The 20,584-nt window shown below is 64.9% G+C and carries 18 protein-coding genes; 10 read left to right on the top strand and 8 right to left on the bottom strand.

What is annotated here, in order from left to right; all coding sequences use genetic code 11:
* The first annotated feature begins 148 nt into the window (after positions 1-148).
* The 3 genes from MKK62_RS00730 (at position 149) to MKK62_RS00720 (ending at position 3,891) form a co-directional block, all read left to right on the top strand.
* On the top strand, positions 149-1,633 hold the full coding sequence (locus MKK62_RS00730) for an aldehyde dehydrogenase family protein (RefSeq protein WP_240262865.1): 1,485 nt from the start codon (positions 149-151) through the stop codon (positions 1,631-1,633).
* Positions 1,634-1,775: 142 nt separating this feature from the next.
* Positions 1,776-3,251 (top strand): adenylate/guanylate cyclase domain-containing protein, encoded by a 1,476-nt coding sequence (locus MKK62_RS00725; protein ID WP_240263891.1) that lies wholly within the window; start codon positions 1,776-1,778, stop codon positions 3,249-3,251.
* Entirely contained in the window at positions 3,244-3,891 is a 648-nt protein-coding gene (locus MKK62_RS00720; protein WP_240262866.1) for a maleylpyruvate isomerase family mycothiol-dependent enzyme, read from the top strand. The genes MKK62_RS00725 and MKK62_RS00720 overlap by 8 nt, the downstream gene beginning before the upstream one ends.
* On the opposite strand, the gene MKK62_RS00715 is transcribed toward MKK62_RS00720, so the two are convergent.
* Complete coding sequence (locus tag MKK62_RS00715; protein WP_240263892.1) at positions 3,885-4,997, bottom strand: NDMA-dependent alcohol dehydrogenase; 1,113 nt, start codon at positions 4,995-4,997, stop codon at positions 3,885-3,887. The two genes, MKK62_RS00720 and MKK62_RS00715, sit on opposite strands and share 7 nt — an antisense overlap.
* Before the next feature lie 134 nt (positions 4,998-5,131).
* On the opposite strand from MKK62_RS00715, the gene MKK62_RS00710 reads away from it, so the two are divergent.
* Positions 5,132-6,208 (top strand): phosphotransferase family protein, encoded by a 1,077-nt coding sequence (locus tag MKK62_RS00710; protein ID WP_240262867.1) that lies wholly within the window; start codon positions 5,132-5,134, stop codon positions 6,206-6,208.
* A 6-nt stretch (positions 6,209-6,214) separates the two neighbouring features.
* On the opposite strand, the gene MKK62_RS00705 is transcribed toward MKK62_RS00710, so the two are convergent.
* Positions 6,215-7,036 carry a mycofactocin-coupled SDR family oxidoreductase gene (locus MKK62_RS00705; RefSeq protein WP_240262868.1) on the bottom strand — a complete coding sequence of 274 codons (822 nt, stop codon included), beginning with the start codon at positions 7,034-7,036 and terminating at the stop codon, positions 6,215-6,217.
* Positions 7,037-7,230: 194 nt separating this feature from the next.
* On the opposite strand from MKK62_RS00705, the gene MKK62_RS00700 reads away from it, so the two are divergent.
* On the top strand, positions 7,231-8,079 hold the full coding sequence (locus MKK62_RS00700; RefSeq protein ID WP_240262869.1) for a DUF4436 domain-containing protein: 849 nt from the start codon (positions 7,231-7,233) through the stop codon (positions 8,077-8,079).
* On the opposite strand, the gene MKK62_RS00695 is transcribed toward MKK62_RS00700, so the two are convergent.
* The gene (locus MKK62_RS00695; protein ID WP_240262870.1) at positions 8,080-9,246 is read right to left on the bottom strand and encodes an acyl-CoA dehydrogenase family protein; all 1,167 of its coding nucleotides are present in this window, start codon (positions 9,244-9,246) and stop codon (positions 8,080-8,082) included.
* Positions 9,247-9,394: 148 nt separating this feature from the next.
* Between MKK62_RS00695 and fabG the strand changes: the two genes are divergently transcribed.
* The 5 genes from fabG to MKK62_RS00670 all read left to right on the top strand — a co-directional run bounded on the left by fabG (position 9,395) and on the right by MKK62_RS00670 (position 14,426).
* Positions 9,395-10,135, top strand: a complete 741-nt coding sequence (fabG, locus tag MKK62_RS00690) for a 3-oxoacyl-ACP reductase FabG (RefSeq protein ID WP_240262871.1) — start codon at positions 9,395-9,397, stop codon at positions 10,133-10,135.
* A 56-nt stretch (positions 10,136-10,191) separates the two neighbouring features.
* Positions 10,192-11,346, top strand: coding sequence for an acetyl-CoA C-acetyltransferase (locus tag MKK62_RS00685; protein ID WP_240263893.1), 1,155 nt, complete (start codon positions 10,192-10,194; stop codon positions 11,344-11,346).
* A gap of 68 nt (positions 11,347-11,414) precedes the next feature.
* Complete coding sequence (locus MKK62_RS00680; RefSeq protein ID WP_240263894.1) at positions 11,415-12,539, top strand: CoA transferase; 1,125 nt, start codon at positions 11,415-11,417, stop codon at positions 12,537-12,539.
* A 17-nt stretch (positions 12,540-12,556) separates the two neighbouring features.
* Positions 12,557-13,750: an acyl-CoA dehydrogenase family protein gene (locus tag MKK62_RS00675; protein WP_240262872.1), complete on the top strand. Its 1,194-nt coding sequence runs from the start codon at positions 12,557-12,559 to the stop codon at positions 13,748-13,750.
* A gap of 1 nt (position 13,751) precedes the next feature.
* Positions 13,752-14,426 (top strand): GntR family transcriptional regulator, encoded by a 675-nt coding sequence (locus tag MKK62_RS00670; RefSeq protein ID WP_240262873.1) that lies wholly within the window; start codon positions 13,752-13,754, stop codon positions 14,424-14,426.
* On the opposite strand, the gene MKK62_RS00665 is transcribed toward MKK62_RS00670, so the two are convergent.
* The 5 genes from MKK62_RS00665 to MKK62_RS00645 are packed head-to-tail and all read right to left on the bottom strand — an operon-like array spanning position 14,423 to position 20,578.
* A complete protein-coding gene (locus MKK62_RS00665) occupies positions 14,423-15,970 on the bottom strand; it encodes a class I adenylate-forming enzyme family protein (protein ID WP_240262874.1) in 1,548 nt (515 codons plus the stop codon). The two genes, MKK62_RS00670 and MKK62_RS00665, sit on opposite strands and share 4 nt — an antisense overlap.
* Complete coding sequence (locus MKK62_RS00660) at positions 15,963-17,531, bottom strand: class I adenylate-forming enzyme family protein (protein ID WP_240262875.1); 1,569 nt, start codon at positions 17,529-17,531, stop codon at positions 15,963-15,965. The genes MKK62_RS00665 and MKK62_RS00660 overlap by 8 nt, the downstream gene beginning before the upstream one ends.
* The gene (locus tag MKK62_RS00655; protein WP_240262876.1) at positions 17,521-18,990 is read right to left on the bottom strand and encodes a class I adenylate-forming enzyme family protein; all 1,470 of its coding nucleotides are present in this window, start codon (positions 18,988-18,990) and stop codon (positions 17,521-17,523) included. Before MKK62_RS00655 ends, MKK62_RS00660 begins: the two co-directional genes overlap by 11 nt.
* A complete protein-coding gene (locus MKK62_RS00650) occupies positions 18,987-19,769 on the bottom strand; it encodes an enoyl-CoA hydratase/isomerase family protein (RefSeq protein WP_240262877.1) in 783 nt (260 codons plus the stop codon). Before MKK62_RS00650 ends, MKK62_RS00655 begins: the two co-directional genes overlap by 4 nt.
* A complete protein-coding gene (locus MKK62_RS00645) occupies positions 19,766-20,578 on the bottom strand; it encodes an enoyl-CoA hydratase/isomerase family protein (RefSeq protein ID WP_240262878.1) in 813 nt (270 codons plus the stop codon). Before MKK62_RS00645 ends, MKK62_RS00650 begins: the two co-directional genes overlap by 4 nt.
* Between the last annotated feature and the right edge of the window lie 6 nt (positions 20,579-20,584).

Raw genomic sequence — 20,584 nt, 5'->3', positions numbered from 1 at the left:
TACGGTGGAACAGATATTTGGTCAACAACCCGAAGAGGCTCGGCAGCGGTTCGAGGGTTGCCAACCGGCTAGCTTCCGGTAAGGCTTCCCATAGTATTCTGCGATCCAGTGCCCCGCCCAGCGTTCCATCGACGAAAGTGCGACAGATATGACTGAGACTGTAAAGGTCCGCTTCGAGCCGAAGATGATGATCGACGGCAAGTTGGTGGACGGCCGGGCGGGAACCTTCACCAACATCAACCCGGCCACCGAAGAGCCGCTCGGCGAGGTGGCCGACGCGTCGAAAGAGGACATGCACCGCGCCATCGACGCCGCCCGCCGTGCCTTCGACGAGACCGACTGGTCGACCAATAAAGAACTCCGCAAGCGCTGCCTACTGCAATTGCACGAAGCGATCGAGTCCGAGATCGACGAACTGCGTGAGGAGCTCATCCTCGAAGTTGGCTCACCCAGGGCCATCACCTTCGGGCCGCAACTCGACGCGCCGTTGCAGGACGGACTGAAGTACCCGGCTCGGCTGATCGACGAATACGCGTGGGAGACCGACCTTGGCGACCGAGTGATCAGCTTGACTGGCGCCAACACGTCGATCAAGCAGTGGCGCGAGCCGGTCGGCGTGGTCGGGGCGATCGTGCCGTGGAACTTTCCGTTCGAGGTCACCCTCAACAAGCTCGGTCAGGCGCTTGGCACCGGCAATACGGTCGTGCTCAAGCCGGCGCCCAACACTCCGTTCAACGCGACTCGGTTGGGCCGGTTGATCGCCGAGAAGACCGACATCCCGGCCGGCGTCGTCAATGTTGTCACGGCGTCGGATCACTTCGTCGGAGAGGAACTCACGCTCTCACCCAAAGTCGACCTGATCTCGTTCACCGGGTCGACTGTGGTCGGCAAGCGGATCATGGAAAAGGGAGCGGCCACCATGAAGCGGCTGTTCCTCGAATTGGGCGGAAAGTCGGCAACCATTGTCTTGGAGGACGCCGACTTCGGACTCGCCTGTGCGATCGGCATCGCCCCCTGCATGCATGCCGGTCAGGGCTGCGCCAACCCGACCCGGATGCTGCTGCCGCGGTCGCGCTACGAAGAGGGTGTCGCGATCCTCAAGAGCATCTACGAGAACGTCACCTGTGGCGACCCGCAGGACCCCGGAACGCTGTGTGGACCGGTGATCTCGCAGCGCCAGTTCGAGCGCGTCACGGGTTACATCAAGAAGGGCGTCGAGGAAGGCGCCACCGCGCTGGTCGGTGGACCCGGCGCCGAAACCGGTTTCGACAAGGGATACTTCATCCGCCCAACGCTTTTCACCGATGTCGACAACAAAATGACAATCGCGCAGGAAGAGATCTTCGGCCCGGTGCTATCGGTCATTCCCTTCGACGACGAGGAAGACGCGATCCGGATCGCCAACGACAGCCCCTACGGTCTGGCGGGCAACGTGATGTCGGGGTCGCTGGAACACTCCCTGGCGGTCGCCCGGCGAATCAAGGCCGGGTTCATCGGTGTCAACGGTGGCGCGCCCTACGGTGCCGATGTCCCGTTCGGCGGCTACAAGGACAGCGGTGTCGGTCGCCAAAACGGCATCGCCGGGTTCGACCAGTACACCGAGGTGAAGTCGGTGGGATACCCCGTCGGCTGACTTACCGGCGGGTAATTGGCCGGTCGGCGGGTTGAACGGCTTTGCCTTTCTCCTCAGCGTGCCGTACCGGTGCGCATCGTCGGCGGGCTAGCCTAGGCCCGTGATCGATGCCGGGCAGGCGCAGCGCGCGACCGGCCGCAAGATGGCGATCCGCTACGCGGCCGGACTGGCATGCGGCCACTTGATCGGCTCTGCGGACGCCGCGGCGATCGTCATTCCTTTGCACGGTCAATACTCCGGGATCGCGCAGGCGTACTTCTCGCCGACCAGCCTGATCACCGCGGCGATCATCGTTGTGTTGGGGGCCGCAGCCGTGGCCGGTGGTGGTGTGGCGAATCTTGTTCCCGTCCTGCGCTGGTTTGTCGGTGGCCGGCAGCCGAGTGCCGATCAGCGACGGGCGGCGACGCGACTGCTCACTCGGCAGTCGATTCTGCTAACGGCGGTCTGGGCGACCAGCGGACTGAGCTTTCTCATTCTGAATCCTGCTGGCTTTAGCGAACTTTGGCTTCCCACGTTGTTGGCGGTGGTATTCGGGGGGAGTGCCGCGGCAAGTCTCAGTTTGTTGCTCACTCAGCGATCGCTTCGCCCTATCATGGTCGCCGCGACGCAGGGGACCGAGGGACTGGTAGTCGCGCCGAGTGTGTTGACCCGATTGGTGGGCATGTGGTTGTTGGGAAGCGGACTGCCATGTCTGGCGATCGCGGGTCTGGTGCTGACTCGTTCGAACGGCTGGATTATTCAGAAAACCGGATCGGTCGAAATGCCGATCCTGGTCGTGACGCTGGTCGCGATTCTGATCGGTCTGCCGGTGATGATCATGACGTCCCGGTCGATCTCGGATCCGGTGCGTGAGGTCGTCGACGCCATGGCGCACGTCGAGCGCGGCGACATCGACACCTTCGTCGGCGTCTACGAGAAGTCTGAAATCGGCCGTCTGCAAAGCGGATTCAATCGGATGGTAGCGAAAATCGGCGAACGCGACCGGCTGCGCGACCTGTTCGGTCGTCATGTCGGAGCCGACGTGGCCCGTCGCGCGATCGAAGCGGGCACGTCGTTGTCCGGCGATGTCCGAGAGGCGGCAATCCTGTTCATCGATTTGCTCGGTTCGACGACGCTGGCGGCGAACCGGCCACCCCAGGAAGTGGCGCAAGTCCTCAACGACTTCTTTCGCATCGTCGTCGGCGCTGTCGACGACCACCGCGGGCTGATCAACAAGTTCCAGGGCGACGCGGCGCTGGCAGTCTTCGGAGCGCCGCTGACACTGGACAATCCGGCGTCTCACGCTTTGGCCACGGCTCGCCGCATTCGTCACGAACTGCATCGGCTCCCGCAGGTCGACTTCGGCATCGGTGTGTCGGCGGGACCCGTATTCGCGGGCAACATCGGCGCCGAAAAGCGTTACGAGTACACCGTTGTCGGCGACGCTGTCAACGAGGCGGCACGGTTGGCCGACTTCGCCAAGACCCTCGACCAACGCATCGCCTGCTCGGCGGCGGTGGTAGAGCGCGCGAACGCTGCCGAGTGTCGCCACTGGGGTTCGAACAGCGAGGTGGTGCTGCGTGGTCGTACGGACCCGACACAGATCTGGACTCCGGCGGAAGAGACCGACTTTGGCTGACTCCGACGATGCGTTCGTTCTCGCGGCGACCGCCGAGCAGCGGCGTCAATTCGCAGCGCTGATCAGCGACCTCGACGATGCTCAGTTGGCCACACCGAGCCTCTGCACGGGCTGGGACGTCAAGACGGTCGCCGCCCACGTGGTCAGCACCGTGCTCGACGGGACACCGGGTTTCCTTCGGATGGCGGTTCGATGCGGCAGCCTCAGTCGCGGAATCGACGTGCTTGCCCGGCGTCGCGCACAGGCACCGATCGCCGACATCCTGTCCGAACTCCGTGAACATGCCACGAGACCGATCTCCTCACCGGTCTTCGGGCCACGGGGCCCGCTGACCGACGTCCTGATCCATACTGGCGACGTCAGAATTCCACTCGGCCTGACCTTCGAGCCAGATGCCCGGCACGCGGCGTCGGCGATGGATTTCGTCACCACCGGCTGGCCGATCGGCTTCGTGCCGCTGGGCCGCCTCCGGGGAATCCGATTGTCAGCCAACGACGTATCCCGCTCCTGGCGGGACGGCGTCGAGGTCAGCGGTCCGGTGGCCGCGTTGTTGATGAGTGTCTGCGGGCGCACGGCCGCGCTGCCCGAGCTGGACGGGCCGGGAGTCGATGTCCTGCGTCGTCGACTGTCGGCTCAGTGATCGTGGATGATCACACCGCGAATATTGCGCCCCGCCAACATGTCGTCGTACGCCTCGTTGATGTCGTTGAGTTTGTATTCCGTTGTCACTGCCTCGTCGAGCAAAAGCTTGCCCTCCCGGTAGAGGTTCAGCAGTCGAGGGATATCGGCGCGCGGGTTGGCCTCGCCGTACAGGCTGCCCAGCAAGCGTTTTTGAAACAGCGTGAACATCGTCATCGGCAGTGTCGGCGTCACGTCGGTGACCGATGCCAGCGCCGTCAACACCACGGCGCCGCCTTTGCGGATGATGTCCAGCGCCTCGCCGACCATGTGGCCCTCGGCCAGCCCGACCGTCAGCAAAGCCGAGTCGGCCATCACCCCGTGGGTCAAGTCGCCGACCAGCGCGGTGGCCTCGGTCATGGACGTGACGAAATGAGTCGCTCCGAACTCAAAGGCCTTGTCTCGTTTGCCTTCTGCGGTATCGATGACGACAATTTTCTCCGCGCCGGACAGTCGCGCGCCCTGAATGGCGCCACTGCCGATGCCGCCGCAGCCGATCACTACGACAGTGTCGCCCGGGCGCACCTTGGCTGTGTTGACCGCTGATCCCCACCCGGTGGTGACCCCGCAGCCAAGCAGGCACGCGCGCGATAAGGGAAGGTCGTCGTCGACCTTGACGACGGAGCTGTCGGGCACCGTGCCGTATTGGGCGAATGTGCCCAAGAAGCATGCGGCGCCAACGTCGCGGTCCCCGGACCGGCGCCGGAACGTCCCGTCGAGTTGAGCGCCGCTCAGAAGCATTGCGCCTTGGTCGCACAGATTCTGATGGCCACTGGCACACCATCGGCAGCGCCCGCATGCCGGAAGAAACGACGCCACTACATGGTCGCCCACCTTGAGGTCCCGTACGCCCGAACCGACCTCGCGCACGACGCCGGCCCCTTCGTGGCCACCGACGATGGGCAGCGGAACGGGAAGATCGCCGGTGCGGACATGATGATCTGAGTGGCAGAGCCCGGCGGCCTCGAACGACACCAGGACCTCGCCGTCCTGCGGACCGTCAAGGTCGATCTCCTCGATGCTCCATTCCGCGTTGAACTCCCGCAGAACCGCGGCATTCGTCTTCATCATGGTCACCTCTGCATCGAGATAGCTGGGGCGATCTTAAGACGGTCGTAGCTCGCGACGAGTGATAATCGGCCATTTGCGGGCGCTGCGAAGGATCGCGGAGGGGTATGTCTCGAATGACTTACAGTAGGCCCATGGCTATTCCTCGATACCCGGACGACGTCACCGCCGAATGGCTGTCGGCAGTATTGGGCGCCGGCACGCCGGTGGAGTTGTCGGCCGTAGACGTGATCCCCATCGGGACGGGTCAGACCGGCGCGGCCTATCGGGTCTCGGTGAGATACGCCGAACCGGGCAGTTTGCCCGACACGTTCGTGATCAAATTGCCGGCGCAAGACGACACCGTCCGCGACCGGGTTGCCATCGGCTACCGCAGCGAGTGTGCCTTCTACACCGGCGTCGTCAGTCACGTGAAAGTGCCTACGCCGCAGTGCTTTTACTGCGAGATTAGTGACGACGCACTGGACTATGCGTTGCTTCTGGCCGACCAGGCGCCGGCGGTGCAAGGTGACCAGATCGCTGGGTGCGGCGATCGGGAAGCCCGGCTGGCTGTGACGGCGCTGGCCGGTCTGCACGGACCGAGCTGGTGTGATCCGGTGTGGCTCGACTTCCCCGGTATCGCCTTCGCCCGACCCGACGAAGCGTCGGCGGGTGGTCTGGGGGAAGTCGCGCGAATGAGCGCCGACATCACACTGGATAAACTCGGTGATCGCATGAGCACGGCCGATCGCGAGACATTCGCCAACTCAATGATTTTGGTGACGCCTTGGCTGCTCGCCGAGCGGGACCGCTTCGCGCTGCTGCACGGCGACTACCGACTCGACAACCTCTTGTTCTTCCCCGATGGAGCCGCCGTGACGATAGTGGACTGGCAGACGCTCGGGGTCGGCCTGCCGGCGCGCGACCTCAGTTACTTCACCGCGACCAGCCTCAAGCCCGAGCTGCGCGCTTCGATCGAGCGCGACCTTGTCGACGACTACCATCGCGCGCTGACCAGCTATGGGGTCACTGGCTACGACGCGGAAACCTGTTGGCGCGACTACCGACTCGGCGTGATCCAGGCGCTGCTGATATCCGCGCTGGGATTCGCTTTCTCCACCGCCACCGACCGCGGCGACGACATGGTGCTCACCATGCTGGCGCGCGGCTGCCAGGCGATCCGTGACCTCGGGACGTTGGAACTGGTCGGCGAGTACGCGTCAGCGTCCTGAAGCGAATCAGTATTGGGTGGAGCCTTGGTCGACGGGGATCGCCGCCGCGGTGATGTTTCGCGATTCGTCGCTGGCCAGCCAGCACACGGTGTCGGCGATATCCTCTGGCTCGGCAACCCAGATGGGCAGAAACGGCGTGAGCGTGTTCGCCAGGTGCGGGCTGGTCTCGGTGAAGTTCGCCAGGGCGCCGGCCATGTCGGCGCTGCCCATTGCCGTGTTGACCGGACCAGGGTGCACACTGTTGACCCGGATCGAATGGACACCCAGTTCGGCGGCGAACGCGCGCGCCATCCCGGTGATGGCGTGCTTGCTCGCGGTGTAGTGCACCATGAACGGCTGAAACTTCATACCTGCGGCGGAGCTGATCAAGATGACCGATCCGCCGCGTCCGCCGTCGATGATCTTCTGTGCGCCGGCCATCACCGTGTTCCACGTTCCCGTCGCGTTGATGTCCATCACGTCGCGGAACGATTCGGGCGTGATCTCGTTCCAGGCCTGCGGCGCCGTGATCCCGGCGTTGGCGACGATGATGTCCAGTCGCCCCAGTTTCGCCACGCCGTCGCCCACCACGTCACGTAGACCGTCGAAATCGCGAACGTCAGTGACCGCGGAAATGATTCGACGACCGGTGGCTTCGACGAGCCGCACGGTTTCGGCGAGGTCCTCCGGCGTCGCCGAGTCGTATCGCACGCACGACGGCAGCTTGCCGGCAATGTCGACGGCGATGATGTCCGCGCCTTCGCGAGCCATCCGCACGGCGTGCGCGCGACCCTGGCCGCGGGCCGCGCCGGTAATGAATGCCACCCTGTCCGCGAGCCGCCCGGTCATCTGCGCTCCATATCGTAAAGATCACTGTAACGGGCCCGATAGTAACGGCTCGGTGCCGTCGCGTTTCGCCCAGCCTCACGGTTTCCGTTGTGCGAGAATTCCGCAGGCGGGCAGGGGAGTTGCGCGGATCGTTTCCACATAAGGGGGCGGGGCATGACGGCATCGAAGTTCGACCGGGCGCTGGGCGGTCGAGCGTGAAGCTTCGCACCGCCGGCATTGCGGGCGTCACGATCTTCGTCGCGGCCTACATCGCCACGATCGTCCTCTACGGTCATACCGGCATGGGTCGGCCGCATGAGATTTCGAGCGGTCAGCCGACGCGCGACGGCACCACGGTGATCTGCGATGTCGAAGAACTTGCCTCGGTCAAGGGCGTGCTGACCGCCAACGTCACCGTCGTACCTGGGCCCGGCCTGCTCGACCCGGTGACCCACGGCCTCAAGCAGGATCTCGGCGTCGCCGTCACCTCCGCGGTGCTGCCGACCAAACGCATCTGGACGAAAGGCACTGTGCCAGGCGTCTTCCCGGTGTCGCTGACCGTCACCGGTGATCCTTCCAGCTGGCCCTTCGATCGCTACGAGACGGGCCCGATCACCGTCGAGCTTTTCATGGGTAACGCTGCGCCACAACGTTCGTCGGTCACGGTCTTTGACCGGATTCCCGGCTGGAAGGTCAGCCTCTCGGACGCCGGTGCGAACGTGACGCCGTCGCCGTACCACGTGGTGTTGCACCGATCGCCGAGTACGGCCGCATTTGCCGCGGTCATCCTCGCTGTGCTGATCACGCTGGCCGGGCTGGCTTTCTTCGTCGCCGTACAGACCGTCGCCTTCAAGCGGGAATTCTTTCCTCCGATGACGACGTGGTATGCAGCGCTGCTGTTTTCGGTGGTTCCGCTGCGCACAGCGCTGCCCGACGCGCCGCCGATCGGGTTCTGGGTCGACGTCACCGTGGTGCTCTGGGTGATCGTCGTGCTGGTGATCTCGATGGCGCTGTACGTTTACTGCTGGTTTAGGCACGTGAAGGCGAAACCGCCGGCGGCCTAGTCACTGCTTGCGCTGAGCGGCCTTGACCAAGTTGCCGCCGATGATCAGTCGCTGGATCTCGCTGGTGCCCTCGTAGAGCCGCAGCAGTCGCACGTCTCGGTAGATGCGCTCCACCGGTACGTCGCGCATGTAGCCGCTGCCGCCGTGAATCTGCACGGCCAGATCGGCGACGTTGCCGGCCATCTCGGTGCAGAACACTTTGGCCGCCGACGGAGCGATCCGACGGTCCTCGTCGTTGAGCCACAGCCTGGCCGCGTCCCGCACCAGGGCGCGGCCGGCCATTACGCCGGTCTGCTGGTCGGCGAGCATCGCCTGCACAAGCTGGAAGGTACCGATCGGGTTGCCTCCCTGCGTCGCGGTAGCCGCGTAGGCAACGGATTCGTCCAGGGCTCGCTGGGCGGCGCCCACCGCCAGCGCCGCGATGTGGATCCGGCCGCGGGCCAGCGATGTCATCGCCGCTCGATAGCCGATATCCTCACTGCCGCCGACCAGCGCGCCGTTCGGCACCCGGACGTCGCTGAAGCCGACGTCGGCGGTCCATGCGCCTTCCTGGCCCATCTTGGCGTCCTTCGGCCCGACCTCGACTCCGGCCGCGTCCGCCGGCACCAGGAACACCGCAATGCCTGGCCCGGCGTCGTCGGCCGGGCGGGTCCGCGCGAACACGACAAACAGATCGGCCACCGGCGCGTTCGTGATGTACTGCTTCTCGCCGTTGATCACCCAGTCGTCGCCGTCGCGAATTGCTTTGGTGCGCAGGCCGGCTGGATTGGACCCGGCCCCCGGCTCGGTCAGCGCGAACGAGGCGACCTTTCCGGTGGCGAGCGCCTCGAGCCAAGTGGCCTTCTGCTCGTCGGTGCCGAATCCGACCAGTACCTGGCCGGCGATGCCGTTATTGGTGCCGAACATCGACCGGAGCGCCAGCGAGGTGTAGCCGAGTTCCATCGCCAGCTCGATGTCCTGGGTGATGTCGAGCCCAAGGCCGCCCCACTCCTGCGGAATGGCGTACCCGAACAAGCCCATGTCCTTGGCCTGGGTGCGAAGGTCGTCTGGCACCCGGTCGGTCGCGAGTATTTCCTGCTCGCGGGGCACGACGGCGGAACGGACGAATTGGCGGGTCTGCGCGAGGATCTGCTGGAAATCGTCGTCGTCGACGGCAGCAGTGGGCATGGGTCAGCGCTCCTTGTTCGGCGGGTGGTGCAGTTGCGGCCCGCGGCGTCAGTGCACCCCGCTGGCCGCGATGGTCCGGCGATCATATATGAAATATGATGTTCGAATTGTCCCGCGTTCGGGACGCAGACAGAAAGACGGTGATCGTGTGGCGTTGTTGAGCGGTAAGACCGCAGTCATCACGGGGGGAGCCCAAGGACTGGGCTTCGCTATCGCGCAGCGGTTCGTTGACGAAGGCGCCCGGGTGGTGCTCGGCGATCTGAACCTCGAGGCGACGCAGAAGGCGGCCGCCACTCTGGGCGGTGACGAGGTTGCCCTCGCGGTACGTTGCGACGTCACGTCCGGTGAGGACGTCGACGCTCTGGTCGGCACCGCCGTGGACGGTTTCGGGAGGCTGGACATCATGGTCAACAACGCCGGCATCACCCGCGACGCGACCATGCGCAAGATGACCGAAGAGCAGTTCGACCAGGTGATCGCGGTCCACCTGAAAGGCACGTGGAACGGTTTACGCAAAGCCGCGGCGATCATGCGGGAGAACAAAAGCGGCGCGATCGTGAATATGTCCTCGATCTCCGGGAAGGTCGGCATGATCGGCCAGACGAACTACTCGGCGGCCAAGGCCGGCATCGTGGGAATGACCAAGGCGGCATCCAAGGAGCTTGCGCACCTGGGTGTGCGGGTCAACGCCATCCAGCCCGGTCTGATCAGGTCCGCGATGACAGAGGCCATGCCGCAACGCATTTGGGACGAGAAGCTGGCCGAAATCCCGATGGGACGGGCCGGCGAGCCCGAGGAGGTTGCCAAAGTCGCCCTGTTCCTGGCCAGCGACCTGTCGTCGTACATGACCGGAACCGTTCTCGAGGTGACCGGCGGTCGGCACCTGTGAGCCGGGAAGCGGTGATCTGCGAGCCGGTGCGCACGCCGATCGGACGCTACGGCGGAATGTTCAAGTCGCAAACCGCCGTCAACCTCGGTGTCGCCGCGCTCACGGGCCTGCTCGACCGGACCGGCGTCCCGCGCGACGCCATACAGGACGTCATTCTCGGGCACTGCTACCCGAACAGCGAGGCTCCCGCGATCGGTCGCGTGGTTGGACTCGACTCCGGACTGCCGGTCACGGTGCCGGGCATGCAGGTCGACCGTCGCTGCGGATCCGGACTGCAGGCGGTCATCCAGGCGTGCCTGCAAATCCAGTCGGGGGATAACGATCTCGTGGTGGCCGGCGGTGCGGAGAGCATGAGCAACGTCGCGTTCTACTCCACCGATGTGCGCTGGGGGCCCCCTCGCGAAGTCCGTCTTCACGACGGTTTGGCACGCGGGCGGACCACCGCCGGCGGCCGGCACTATCCGGTGCCCGGCGGAATGCTCGAGACCGCGGAAAACCTTCGCCGCCAATACGGCATCTCGCGCCAGGAGCAGGACGAGCTCGCGGTGACGTCGCACCAGCGCGCGGTGGCTGCGCAGAAGGACGGCGTCCTCGCCGAGGAAATCATCCCGGTCACCGTGCGGACCCGCGGTGGTGACGAGGTCATCGACACCGACGAACATCCGCGCGCCGACACTACTGTCGAGGCGCTCGGCAAGCTGAAACCCGTTCTGCTGAAGGATGATCCCGAAGCGACGGTGACGGCGGGCAACGCCAGCGGACAGAATGACGCGGCGTCGATGTGTTTAGTGACTACGCCGGAACGGGCCGCCGAACTCGGTCTCACCCCGCTCGTACGTCTCGTGTCGTGGGCCAGCGCGGGGGTGGCACCCAATGTGATGGGAATCGGCCCGGTGCCGGCCACCGAGGCAGCGCTGGCCAAAGCGGGACTGCAGCTCAGCGATGTCGATCTGATCGAACTCAACGAGGCTTTCGCCGCGCAGGCACTTGCGGTCATGCGCGAGTGGGGTTTTGGCGCCGCCGACCTGGAGCGCACCAACGTGCGCGGGTCAGGCATTTCGCTGGGTCATCCGGTCGGTGCGACCGGTGGACGGATGCTGGCTACCCTGGCCCGCGAACTGACCCGGCGCGGTGCACGCTACGGGCTCGAAACCATGTGCATCGGCGGCGGGCAGGGTCTGGCAGCGATTTTCGAGCGAGTCGGCTCATAGTGACCGCGCCGTTGGCGGATCTCACCGTCGTCGAGGTGTCCAGCTTCGTCGCGGCACCCCTGTGTGGCATGACGTTGAGCCAACTCGGCGCCACAGTGATTCGCGTCGACCCGATCGGCGGCGCCTCGGACACCAACCGCTGGCCGCTCACCGCTGACGGCACGTCCATCTACTGGACCGGTCTGAACAAGGGAAAACGTTCGGCCACCGTGGATTTGCGTTCCCCTGAGGGGCAAGACCTAGTGCAGCGGCTGATCGTCGAAGGTGACGGCATAGTGGTGACCAACGTCGCGGGTCCGTCGTGGCTGTCGTACGAGACGCTCGTGGCCAACCGGCCGGACCTCATCCACCTGCAGGTGCTCGGCCGCCACGACGGGTCGACAGGCGTCGACTACACGGTCAACGCGGCGATCGGATACCCCTTGGTCACCGGACCGGCGGACTACTCCGGACCCATCAACCATGTGCTGCCGGCGTGGGATGTCTGCTGCGGCCTCTACTCCGCGCTCGCGATCATCGCCGCGGTGCGCCGTCGCGACCAGTCCGGCGCCGGTGCGCAGATCAGCGTCCCCTTGGAAGACGTCGCCCTGGCCACGGCGGGCAACCTCGGGCTGCTGACCGAGCCTCAGGTCAACGGCACCCAACGGGCACGTCTTGGCAACGCGATCTACGGGCAGTACGGACAGGACTTCACCAGCGGTGACGGTGTCGCCTTCATGGTCGTCACGTTGACCAAGCGACATTTCCAGGATCTGGTCGCGGTAACCGGTTGCGGCGCAGCAGTTTCCGCGCTGGCCGAATCGCTGAAAGCGGATTTCGGCGACGAGGGCGTGCGCTACCGGTACCGCGACGTGCTGAGCGCCCTGTTCACCACCTGGTTCGCCGAGCACTCCGCCGACGAGATCATGCGAGCTTTGTCCGCCACCAGCGTGCTATTCGAGCGCTACCGCTCTTTTGCCGAGACCGCTGCCGACGAGCGAGTGACCGCTAATCCGTTGTTCTCTCGGCTCCATCAAGACGGCCTGGGGGAGTACCTGGCACCCGGTTTGCCTACCGTCTTCGACGGTCGGCACTTCGCCAGTGAGCCCGCGCCGCGGCTCGGTGCCGATACCGCCGAGGTGCTGACTGCACGTTTGGGGTTGAGCGCGGACGACGTCGCCCGCCTGACCGACGCGAACACGATCGCCCGCTGAAACCAGAAAGGCATCCCATGACCAAGCTCGCCCAGACGATTGGCCTGACGGACATTCAGGCTGAGATCGTCTCCACGGTCAGGCAATTCGTCGACAAGGAAGTCATCCCGAACGCGGCAGAGTTAGAGCGCACCGACACCTATCCGCAAGCGATCGTCGACCAGATGCGCGAGATGGGCCTGTTCGGCTTGATGATCCCGCAGGAGTACGGCGGTCTCGGCGAGTCGCTGCTTACCTACGCGCTGTGCATCGAAGAACTCGGCCGCGGCTGGATGAGCGTGTCGGGTGTGCTCAACACGCACTTCATCGTCGCCTACATGCTTCGCCAGCACGGTACCGACGAACAGAAGCAACGCTTCTTGCCGCGCATGGCAACCGGCGACATTCGCGGAGCGTTCTCGATGTCTGAGCCGGAGTTGGGCTCTGACGTCGCCGCGATCCGCACCCGCGCCACCCGCGGTAGCGACGGTGACTACACCATCAATGGCCAGAAGATGTGGCTTACCAACGGTGCCAGCTCGAGTTTGGTTGCAGCGCTTGTCCGTACCGACGAGGGTGCCGAGGCGCCACACCGCAACCTGACGACCTTCTTGATCGAAAAGCCCACGGGTTTCGGCGAAGTGAAGCCAGGGCTGCTGATACCGGGCAAGATCGACAAGCTCGGATACAAGGGCATCGACACCACCGAGATGATCTTCGACGGCTACGCCGCCAGCGCCGATGACATCTTGGGCGGCCGGCCCGGCCAGGGCTTCTACCACATGATGGACGGCATCGAAGTCGGCCGGGTCAATGTATCGGCCCGTGCCGTCGGCGTGGCCATCCGCGCCTTCGAGTTGGCCGCCCGGTACTCTCAGCAGCGGCACACCTTCGGCAAGCCGATCGCCGAGCATCAGGCCATCGCCTTCCAGATTGCCGAGATGGCAACCAAAGTGGAGGCCGCACACCTGATGATGGTCAACGCCGCCCGGCTCAAGGACTCCGGTGAACGCAATGACGTCGCGGCGGGGATGGCGAAATACCTCGCCAGCGAGTTCTGTGCCGAGGTGACCCAGCAGAGCTTCCGGATCCACGGTGGGTACGGGTACTCCAAGGAGTACGAGGTCGAACGACTGATGCGCGATGCCCCGTTCCTTCTCATCGGTGAGGGAACCAGCGAGATCCAAAAGTCGATCATCAGCAAGCGACTGCTCGCCGAGTATCGGATCTGAAATGAGCGTGCCGGATTTCGCCGCGCGACCCCAGCTCTCCGAAGACGTTGCGCGCTACGTTCGTAACCGAATTTTCGACGGCACGTATTCGGCAGGCGAATATGTCCGATTGGATCAATTGGCCGCCGAGCTGGGGATCAGCGTCACGCCGGTCCGGGAGGCGCTATTCGAGTTGCGGTCCGAAGGACTGCTGGCACAGCAGCCCCGCCGCGGATTCGTCGTGCTGCCGGTGACCAAGCGTGACCTGGCCGACGTGGCGCACCTCCAAGCCCATGTCGGCGGCGAACTAGCCGCACGGGCCGCGGCCAACATCGACGATGCGCAACTGCAGGAGCTCGAGCATATCCAGTCGCAGTTAGAAGAGGCCTACGCCGGCAATGACATCGAGCGGACGGTGCGCCTCAACCACGAGTTCCACCGCGCCATCAACGTCGCGGCCGAGTCGCCGAAGCTCGCGCAGATGATGTCTCAAATCACCCGATATGCACCGGAATCGGTATTTCCCGTCATCGCCGGCTGGCCGGACCAGTCGATCAAGGACCATCGCCGCGTGCTGGCAGCACTGGCCAAGCACGACGGAGAGTCCGCCCGCAGGGCGATGTCGGATCACCTAGCCGCCGGCGCCGCCCCGCTGATCGACCACCTGACCGAACACGGTGTCGTCGAACCGGGTTAATGCGCCGCCGCTTCAGCCAGCATCTCACGTAGCCGGCGTACGTCGAGCTTTCCGGTCGGGCCGCGTGGAATGGTCTCCTCATCGGCCAGCAGCCATACCGTCGGGACTTTGAACGGGCTGAGAAGCCGCCGGGCTTGCTCGCGCAATTGTTCGACGGTGACGCTTGCGGTGTCGCACACCACCGCAGCACCCACTCGGACTCCTTGTGCCCCGGCCACATTGGTGACGAAGGCCTTGCCGACACCGTCGATCTGGCGCAGTGCTTGCTCGACCTCAACGGGGTAGACCGTCGCCCCGCTGACCTTGAACATGTCGTCGGATCGACCGTGGTAGAACAGAAAGCCGTCGTCGTCGAGGTGGCCGAGATCGCCGGTGGGATAGAAACCGTCGGCGGTGAAAATCTCTTCACGTCGGCGCCGGCAGATGCCCCGCAACGTGTGTGGGCCGCGAAGTTGAATCATCCCGACAGCCCCCGGGGCGAGGGTTCGGCCGTCGCCGGTATCGGTGATGCGGATCTCCATGCCGGGGAAGGGCTTGCCGCAGCTGTCCCAGGCCGAGCGCGGCATGTCGGTGTCGGCTGGGTAGCCACAGTACGGCCCGAAAGCCTCTGTCATTCCGAACAACATTGCCCGCGAACCGGGTTGGGGGCGCTGGTCGGGCGGCAGCAGCGCTTCCAGGCTGCCTGGGCGCAGTGCGGACAGGTCCACTCGGGCGCGATACGGGTGGCGGGCCAGTGTCTCAGCTTGGTCCGGCCAGCCGCGGAACAGCGTCACCCGCTCGCGTTCCAACAACTGCAGCGTCGTCTCCGACTGCGGGATTTCCTCGGTGATCAGCGTGGCGCCCGCGACCAATGCGGAGAGCACTCCGCTGGCGAATCCGCCCACCCAGAAAAACGGCATCGGCAGATACAGTCGGGTGTCGGCGTCGATGCAGCGGCTCGCCAGTCCCGCTCGAACGGCACCCAGTGCACCGCCATGTGAGTGCAGCACCCCCTTCGGCGGGCCGCTGCTGCCGGAAGTGAAGATGACCGCCATCGTGTCGCTCGGTGTCACCGTCGCCGCAACGGCGTCGACGAAGGAGCCGCCGGACCCTTCCGGCAATCTGTCGGCGTTCCACACTCGCCGTAACGCAGGGAGTTCCGTGCAATGCAGCGTCCCGTCGAGATCACTCACTGCCAACGCGGTCGCTAGATGGTCGAGGTAGCGGTGTCCGCGAAACTCCTCGACGCTGATCAGATATTGCACCGACGCGCTGTGCAGCTGTGCGACCAGTTCCCGCGCGGCGAGCAGGGTGCTCAGCGGAACCAGCACCGCACCGATCCGAGTGAGCGCGATCGCGATCTGTACCCAACGTGCACAGTTGGGCATTATGAGCCCGACCCGGGACCCTTTGCCAACCCCGGCATCGATAAATGCCGCGGCCAGATCCGCCGTGCTGCAGTCAAGTTCGCGATAAGTCAGCCGGTGGCGGGTGTCGATCACCATCGGCTTGGTCGGATGGTCGACCGCGCGCTTTCGCACCAGGGCATCGATGGTGTCAAGCATCGAACAGTTCTTTCAATCGCGCCAGGTCGGGCTTACCACTGGCCAGTAGCGGCAACTCTGAAGGTGCCAGCATCACAAATCGCCTAGGGATCTTATAGGCGGACAATTGAATTGCGAGTGCGCGACGGAGATCTGACTCATCGACGCCGGCCCCGTTGTCCACGACGACTACCGCGGCGACCGCTTGGCCGCGGTCGGGGTCCGGGACGCCGAGCACGAACGCGGCGCATCCGGTGATGCCGGTGATTGCCTGCTCGACTTCGCTGGGCGAGACATTGGCACCGGCGGTCTTGATCATCGAGCCGCGTCGGCCGAGGTAATAGAAAAACCCGTCGTTGTCGGTAGTAACCAGGTCGCCGGTGTGTAACCAGCCGTCGGCGTCGAAGCAGTCTTCCCGGCTGCGCTTGTAGTAACGCTGCATCAAACTTGGTCCGCGAATGCAGAATTCGCCGGGTGCTCCCGGCTCGACGATCAGCCGAGTCTCCGGGTCCACGATCTTGACATCTATGCCCGGTGCCGGTTTTCCGAACGACCTGCGGCGATGCTCGGGCTGGTCGGTGTCGTCGTCGCTGAGCAATACGACGCTGCCCGCCTCGGTCATGCCGAGCATGTTGTGCCGCAACTCCGGGTCGAGCGGCCGCACCTCGCGGGACATGATCGGATATAGGTTGCCGCGTCGCATCGACGATACGTCGCGGTCGGGAAAGCTGGGGTGCTGCGCCAAGTGCCGGATCCCGGCGACGAAACCATTGGTGACGGTGGGCTTTTCGGCCTCGAGCAGGTCCAGCGTGCGACCTGGATCGTCGGCGTTCGAGCAGACCAGTGTCGCTCCGGCAATCATGCTGGCCAGCAGTGCGAAACCGAGCCCGCCGATCCAGAAGAACGGCGAGTTGCAGAATAGCCGGTCCACCGCGGTCAGGCGCCGCACCGCGTTGAGATTGCGCTGATGGTCGATCAGCGAGGCATGGGTGTGCAGTACGCCCTTGGGCGCGCTGGTGGTGCCGGAGGTGTAGACGATCGTCGCGGGGTCACAGCCCTCGACGTCGTCTTCCATCGCCGTCAAGAATTCCTCGTCGACGGGCTCCGCCTGTTGCTCAAGCAGAGCGGTGTCGACAATCACGTGCCGTAATTGCGGTGCGGCCATGCTGAACAGCCGATCCGCGGAGTCGACCGTTAAGCCCGGCACTGCCTCGGTCAGGCGTCGCACGTAATCGTGCGACCGGAACGACGGAGCAGACAACAGGATCTGGGTGTCGCTGTCGGCGAGTTGCTCGCGTAATTCCCGGCTAGTGGCGAACGTCGAAAACGGTACGACGACAGCGCCGATCCGGGCGGCGGCCAGCATCGCGACGACGAAAGCAACACCATTGGGATACAGCAGGCCGACATGGGTACCCTTCCCGGCGCCAAGGCCGACGAGCCCACGCGCCGTCAGCGCAGAGCGACGTTCGGCTTCGAAATAGGAGATGCGTTCGGCGTCGCAGATCAACAAGGGATGCTCGGCCCGGTCGAGCGCTTGGTCGCGTAAAACCTGTCCGATCGTGACCGCCTCACCCGGCATGGTGTGCACCGGTCAGCTGAGCCCGTACGGCGGCTAAGTCGGGCTTGCCGGACGGTGTTCGCGGAAGCTCGGACACGATCAGGATCTTGGTTGGAATTTCATAGCGGGCCAAGCGCTTTCGGAGATACGAGGTCAGCTCGACGGCATCCACCGAGCCGGCCGCCCGCAGCTCCACCACGGCGGCCGGGGTCTCACCAAGCCGTTCGTCGCGGCGCCCGACGACCGCAGCGCCGGCCACGGCGGGATGGCCTTCCAAAGCACACCTCACATCGTCTGGCATGATCTTGAAGCCGCCTCGGATGATTGCTTGGTCGGCCCGGCCGACGATCCATAAAAACCCGTCGGCGTCGATCCGGCCCAGATCAGTAGTTCGCATCCAGTCCGCCGAAGGCCCCAGTTGCGCGGGCTTCACCTCAAGCAGACCGATTTCATCAAACGCCAGCGGAGCGCCGTCGTCGTCGACGACCCGCAGTTGGGCACCGGGGTTCGCCCGCCCCACGCTGCCGCGTTTGTCGCGCCAGAACCTCCGATAGTCGGCGAGCGTCCAGCTTGCGACTCCGCCACCGAATTCCGTCGCTGCGTAGGAGGTCAGTACCGGGATTCCGTACTTCGCAGTGAACGCGTCGGCGTCGTCTGCCGATAACGGTGCGGTGCCCGACGTCACCGCCTGAATGCTTGCCAAATCCTCGCGGGGGATGTCGGAGTGCAACACCATCCGCAGCGCTGCTGGAACCAGCGAGACCGCGCGAGGGCGATGTTCGCGTACCGCCTCGGCCCACCGGTCGAGGTCGAACCGCTCCAGCAAGACGAAGGGACGGCCCTCAGCGACGCACTGCAGGATCCGGAAGACACCACCGATGTGCACCAGCGGTGAGTTCACGATCGCCACCCCGCGGCGCAATTCCGTCGGCGCACCGTGATCGTCGGACTCGGGACCCATGACACTGTGCGCCAGCATGTCGTAGGTGAGGTCGATCCGTTTGGGCGGACCGGTCGTCCCGCTGGTCAGCATGCGCACGGCGACACCGGGCCGACCACGGGTCGCCCACAACCGCCCGATCGGTGCGACATCGGGGTGGGCGGCCAGTTCGGTCACCGAAACCGTTGCAGTAGGGTGTGTTTCATTTACCATCGTCAGGTCGTCGGGCTCGCCGATGATCAGGGGTAGCTGGAGCTGTTCGACGTCCGCTTTGATCCGCTCCTCGCCGCGGGCCGGGTTGATCACGACGACGGTCGCACCGCAGCGTAAAGCACCGAGTAGCGCGGCAACCTGCGCCGGTCGGTTACGGAGCAGTATGCCAACTTGCGGTCGCTCTTCACCGAGTAGCGCGGCGATCCGGGCGGTCAGGATGCTGAGTCGACTCCACGACAACCACTTGCGCTCGAATTCCACTGCGGGAGCGTCGGGTTGCAGACGCAGCACGTGATCGATGCGGCGACTGAGCCGGTGGGTCGTCATCGAGTCGTCGGATCGGGCGTCCGACGGTCGCCGCGCTGGGCGATCTCGGCCGCGCCGATCGGATTACCGAGCCGGGTGTAGATCAGCCCCTGATCGAGGGCTGTCCGGTAGGGCTTGTCCAGCGATTCCCAGATCGCCTTGACGGTGCCCTGGGTGGCCGACGGCGGATGGGAGGCGATGGTCGCGGCGATCTCGTGGGCGCGGGCCCACAGGTCGTCCGGCGCCACTATTTCAGAGACCAGCCCGATGCGCAGGGCCGTCTCGGCGCTGACTCGTTCGTCGTTGCCCATCAGCGCGATTCGCAACGTCTCACCTAACCCGATCCGGCGCATCAGTCCGATCGGCTCCAGTGCGCACACTAGTCCGGCCGACACATGAGAGTCGAAGAACGTCGCATCGCTCGAGCAGATCACGACGTCGGACTCGTTGACGAAGTAGAACGCGCCCGCCGTGCACATGCCTTGCACCGCGCACACCACCGGCTTCCACATCTTCTGCCACTTCGGGCTGAGCGCCTCGCCGGGATCCTCGTGATGCCAGATATTTTCGGGTTGGCCGTAAGGCGTTTTGACATCGAGGCCCGCGCTGAACGCTCGCTGACCGGCCGCCCGCAGCACGACGGCATTGACCGAGTCATCCATCTTCACCGTCTGCCACGCCGCGGCCATCTCGTCACACATTGCGCGGTTGAAGGCGTTGAGTTGATCCGGCCGATTCAACGTGAGTGTGGCGACGCCGTCCGCGCCGCTTACGTCGAGTTCGATCGTCGTGAAGCTCATCGGCACTTCCATTCCGGCAGCCGCTTCTCCACGAATGCCTTGGGTCCTTCGAGCGAGTCCTCGGTGCGCAGATTGCGTTCGCGAAACGATTCGGCGAGCATCTCGGCTTCGTGCAGCGGCAGATCGAGTCCCTTGAGGATGGCCAATCGGGTGCCGCGGACGGCCAGCGGCGCATTCGAGTTGACGATATCGGCGATTTCGTGAGCCCGCGCCAGCAGGTGCTCGTGGTCGACGATCTCGCTGATCATCCCGAACTCGTAGGCGCGTTGTGCGGTCATGCGTTCGTGTTTGCCCATCAACGCCATTCGCAGCGCGATCGACCGAGGCAGGATGCGGGCCACCCGGACCACTTCGCGGGCCGCCACTAGGCCGATGCTGACGTGGGGGTCGAAGAATGTGGCTTTGTCCGAAGCGATCACGATGTCACCGGTGGTGACCCAGTCGAGCCCGGCGCCGCAGCACAATCCGTTGATCGCGGCGATCACCGGCTTGGCCATGGTGCGAAACGGTGGTGTGCCTTCCTGTGGGGCCTCCCACTGTTCGTACGTGGCCAGGTACGGCCGCTCGTTGATGACTTTGCCGTCGCCGGGAATGGCCTTGACGTCGGCTCCGGTGCAGAAAGCCCGTCCCGTGCCGGTGACGATGAGAACCCAGACATTGTCGTCGTTTTCGGCCGCGTGGTAGGCGTCGCGTAGCTCTGTGATCATGTGCGGGCTGAGCGCATTGAGCGCGTCGGGCCGATTCAGGGTTATCGTGGCGGTGTGCCCGCCGACCTCGTAGGTGATGGTGTCGTACGACCGGGACGACATGTCAGC

The organism is Mycobacterium paraterrae, from assembly GCF_022430545.2.
GTDB lineage: Bacteria > Actinomycetota > Actinomycetes > Mycobacteriales > Mycobacteriaceae > Mycobacterium > Mycobacterium paraterrae.
This window is presented reverse-complemented; position numbering and strand designations above follow the sequence as displayed.

Bases quoted from the DNA above. Each gene is read 5' to 3' on its own strand.
- MKK62_RS00705 (WP_240262868.1), bottom strand. From the start codon at position 7,036: ATGACCGGGCGGCTCGCGGACAGGGTGGCATTCATTACCGGCGCGGCC.
- MKK62_RS00695 (WP_240262870.1), bottom strand. From the start codon at position 9,246: ATGCCCACTGCTGCCGTCGACGACGACGATTTCCAGCAGATCCTCGCG.
- MKK62_RS00650 (WP_240262877.1), bottom strand. From the start codon at position 19,769: ATGAGCTTCACGACGATCGAACTCGACGTAAGCGGCGCGGACGGCGTC.
- MKK62_RS00685 (WP_240263893.1), top strand. From the start codon at position 10,192: ATGTTCAAGTCGCAAACCGCCGTCAACCTCGGTGTCGCCGCGCTCACG.
- MKK62_RS00680 (WP_240263894.1), top strand. From the start codon at position 11,415: ATGACGTTGAGCCAACTCGGCGCCACAGTGATTCGCGTCGACCCGATC.
- MKK62_RS00645 (WP_240262878.1), bottom strand. From the start codon at position 20,578: ATGTCGTCCCGGTCGTACGACACCATCACCTACGAGGTCGGCGGGCAC.
- MKK62_RS00725 (WP_240263891.1), top strand. From the start codon at position 1,776: ATGGCGATCCGCTACGCGGCCGGACTGGCATGCGGCCACTTGATCGGC.
- MKK62_RS00710 (WP_240262867.1), top strand. From the start codon at position 5,132: ATGGCTATTCCTCGATACCCGGACGACGTCACCGCCGAATGGCTGTCG.
- MKK62_RS00665 (WP_240262874.1), bottom strand. From the start codon at position 15,970: ATGCTTGACACCATCGATGCCCTGGTGCGAAAGCGCGCGGTCGACCAT.
- MKK62_RS00660 (WP_240262875.1), bottom strand. From the start codon at position 17,531: ATGCCGGGTGAGGCGGTCACGATCGGACAGGTTTTACGCGACCAAGCG.
- MKK62_RS00675 (WP_240262872.1), top strand. From the start codon at position 12,557: ATGACCAAGCTCGCCCAGACGATTGGCCTGACGGACATTCAGGCTGAG.
- MKK62_RS00715 (WP_240263892.1), bottom strand. From the start codon at position 4,997: ATGAAGACGAATGCCGCGGTTCTGCGGGAGTTCAACGCGGAATGGAGC.
- MKK62_RS00655 (WP_240262876.1), bottom strand. From the start codon at position 18,990: ATGACGACCCACCGGCTCAGTCGCCGCATCGATCACGTGCTGCGTCTG.
- MKK62_RS00730 (WP_240262865.1), top strand. From the start codon at position 149: ATGACTGAGACTGTAAAGGTCCGCTTCGAGCCGAAGATGATGATCGAC.
- MKK62_RS00670 (WP_240262873.1), top strand. From the start codon at position 13,752: ATGAGCGTGCCGGATTTCGCCGCGCGACCCCAGCTCTCCGAAGACGTT.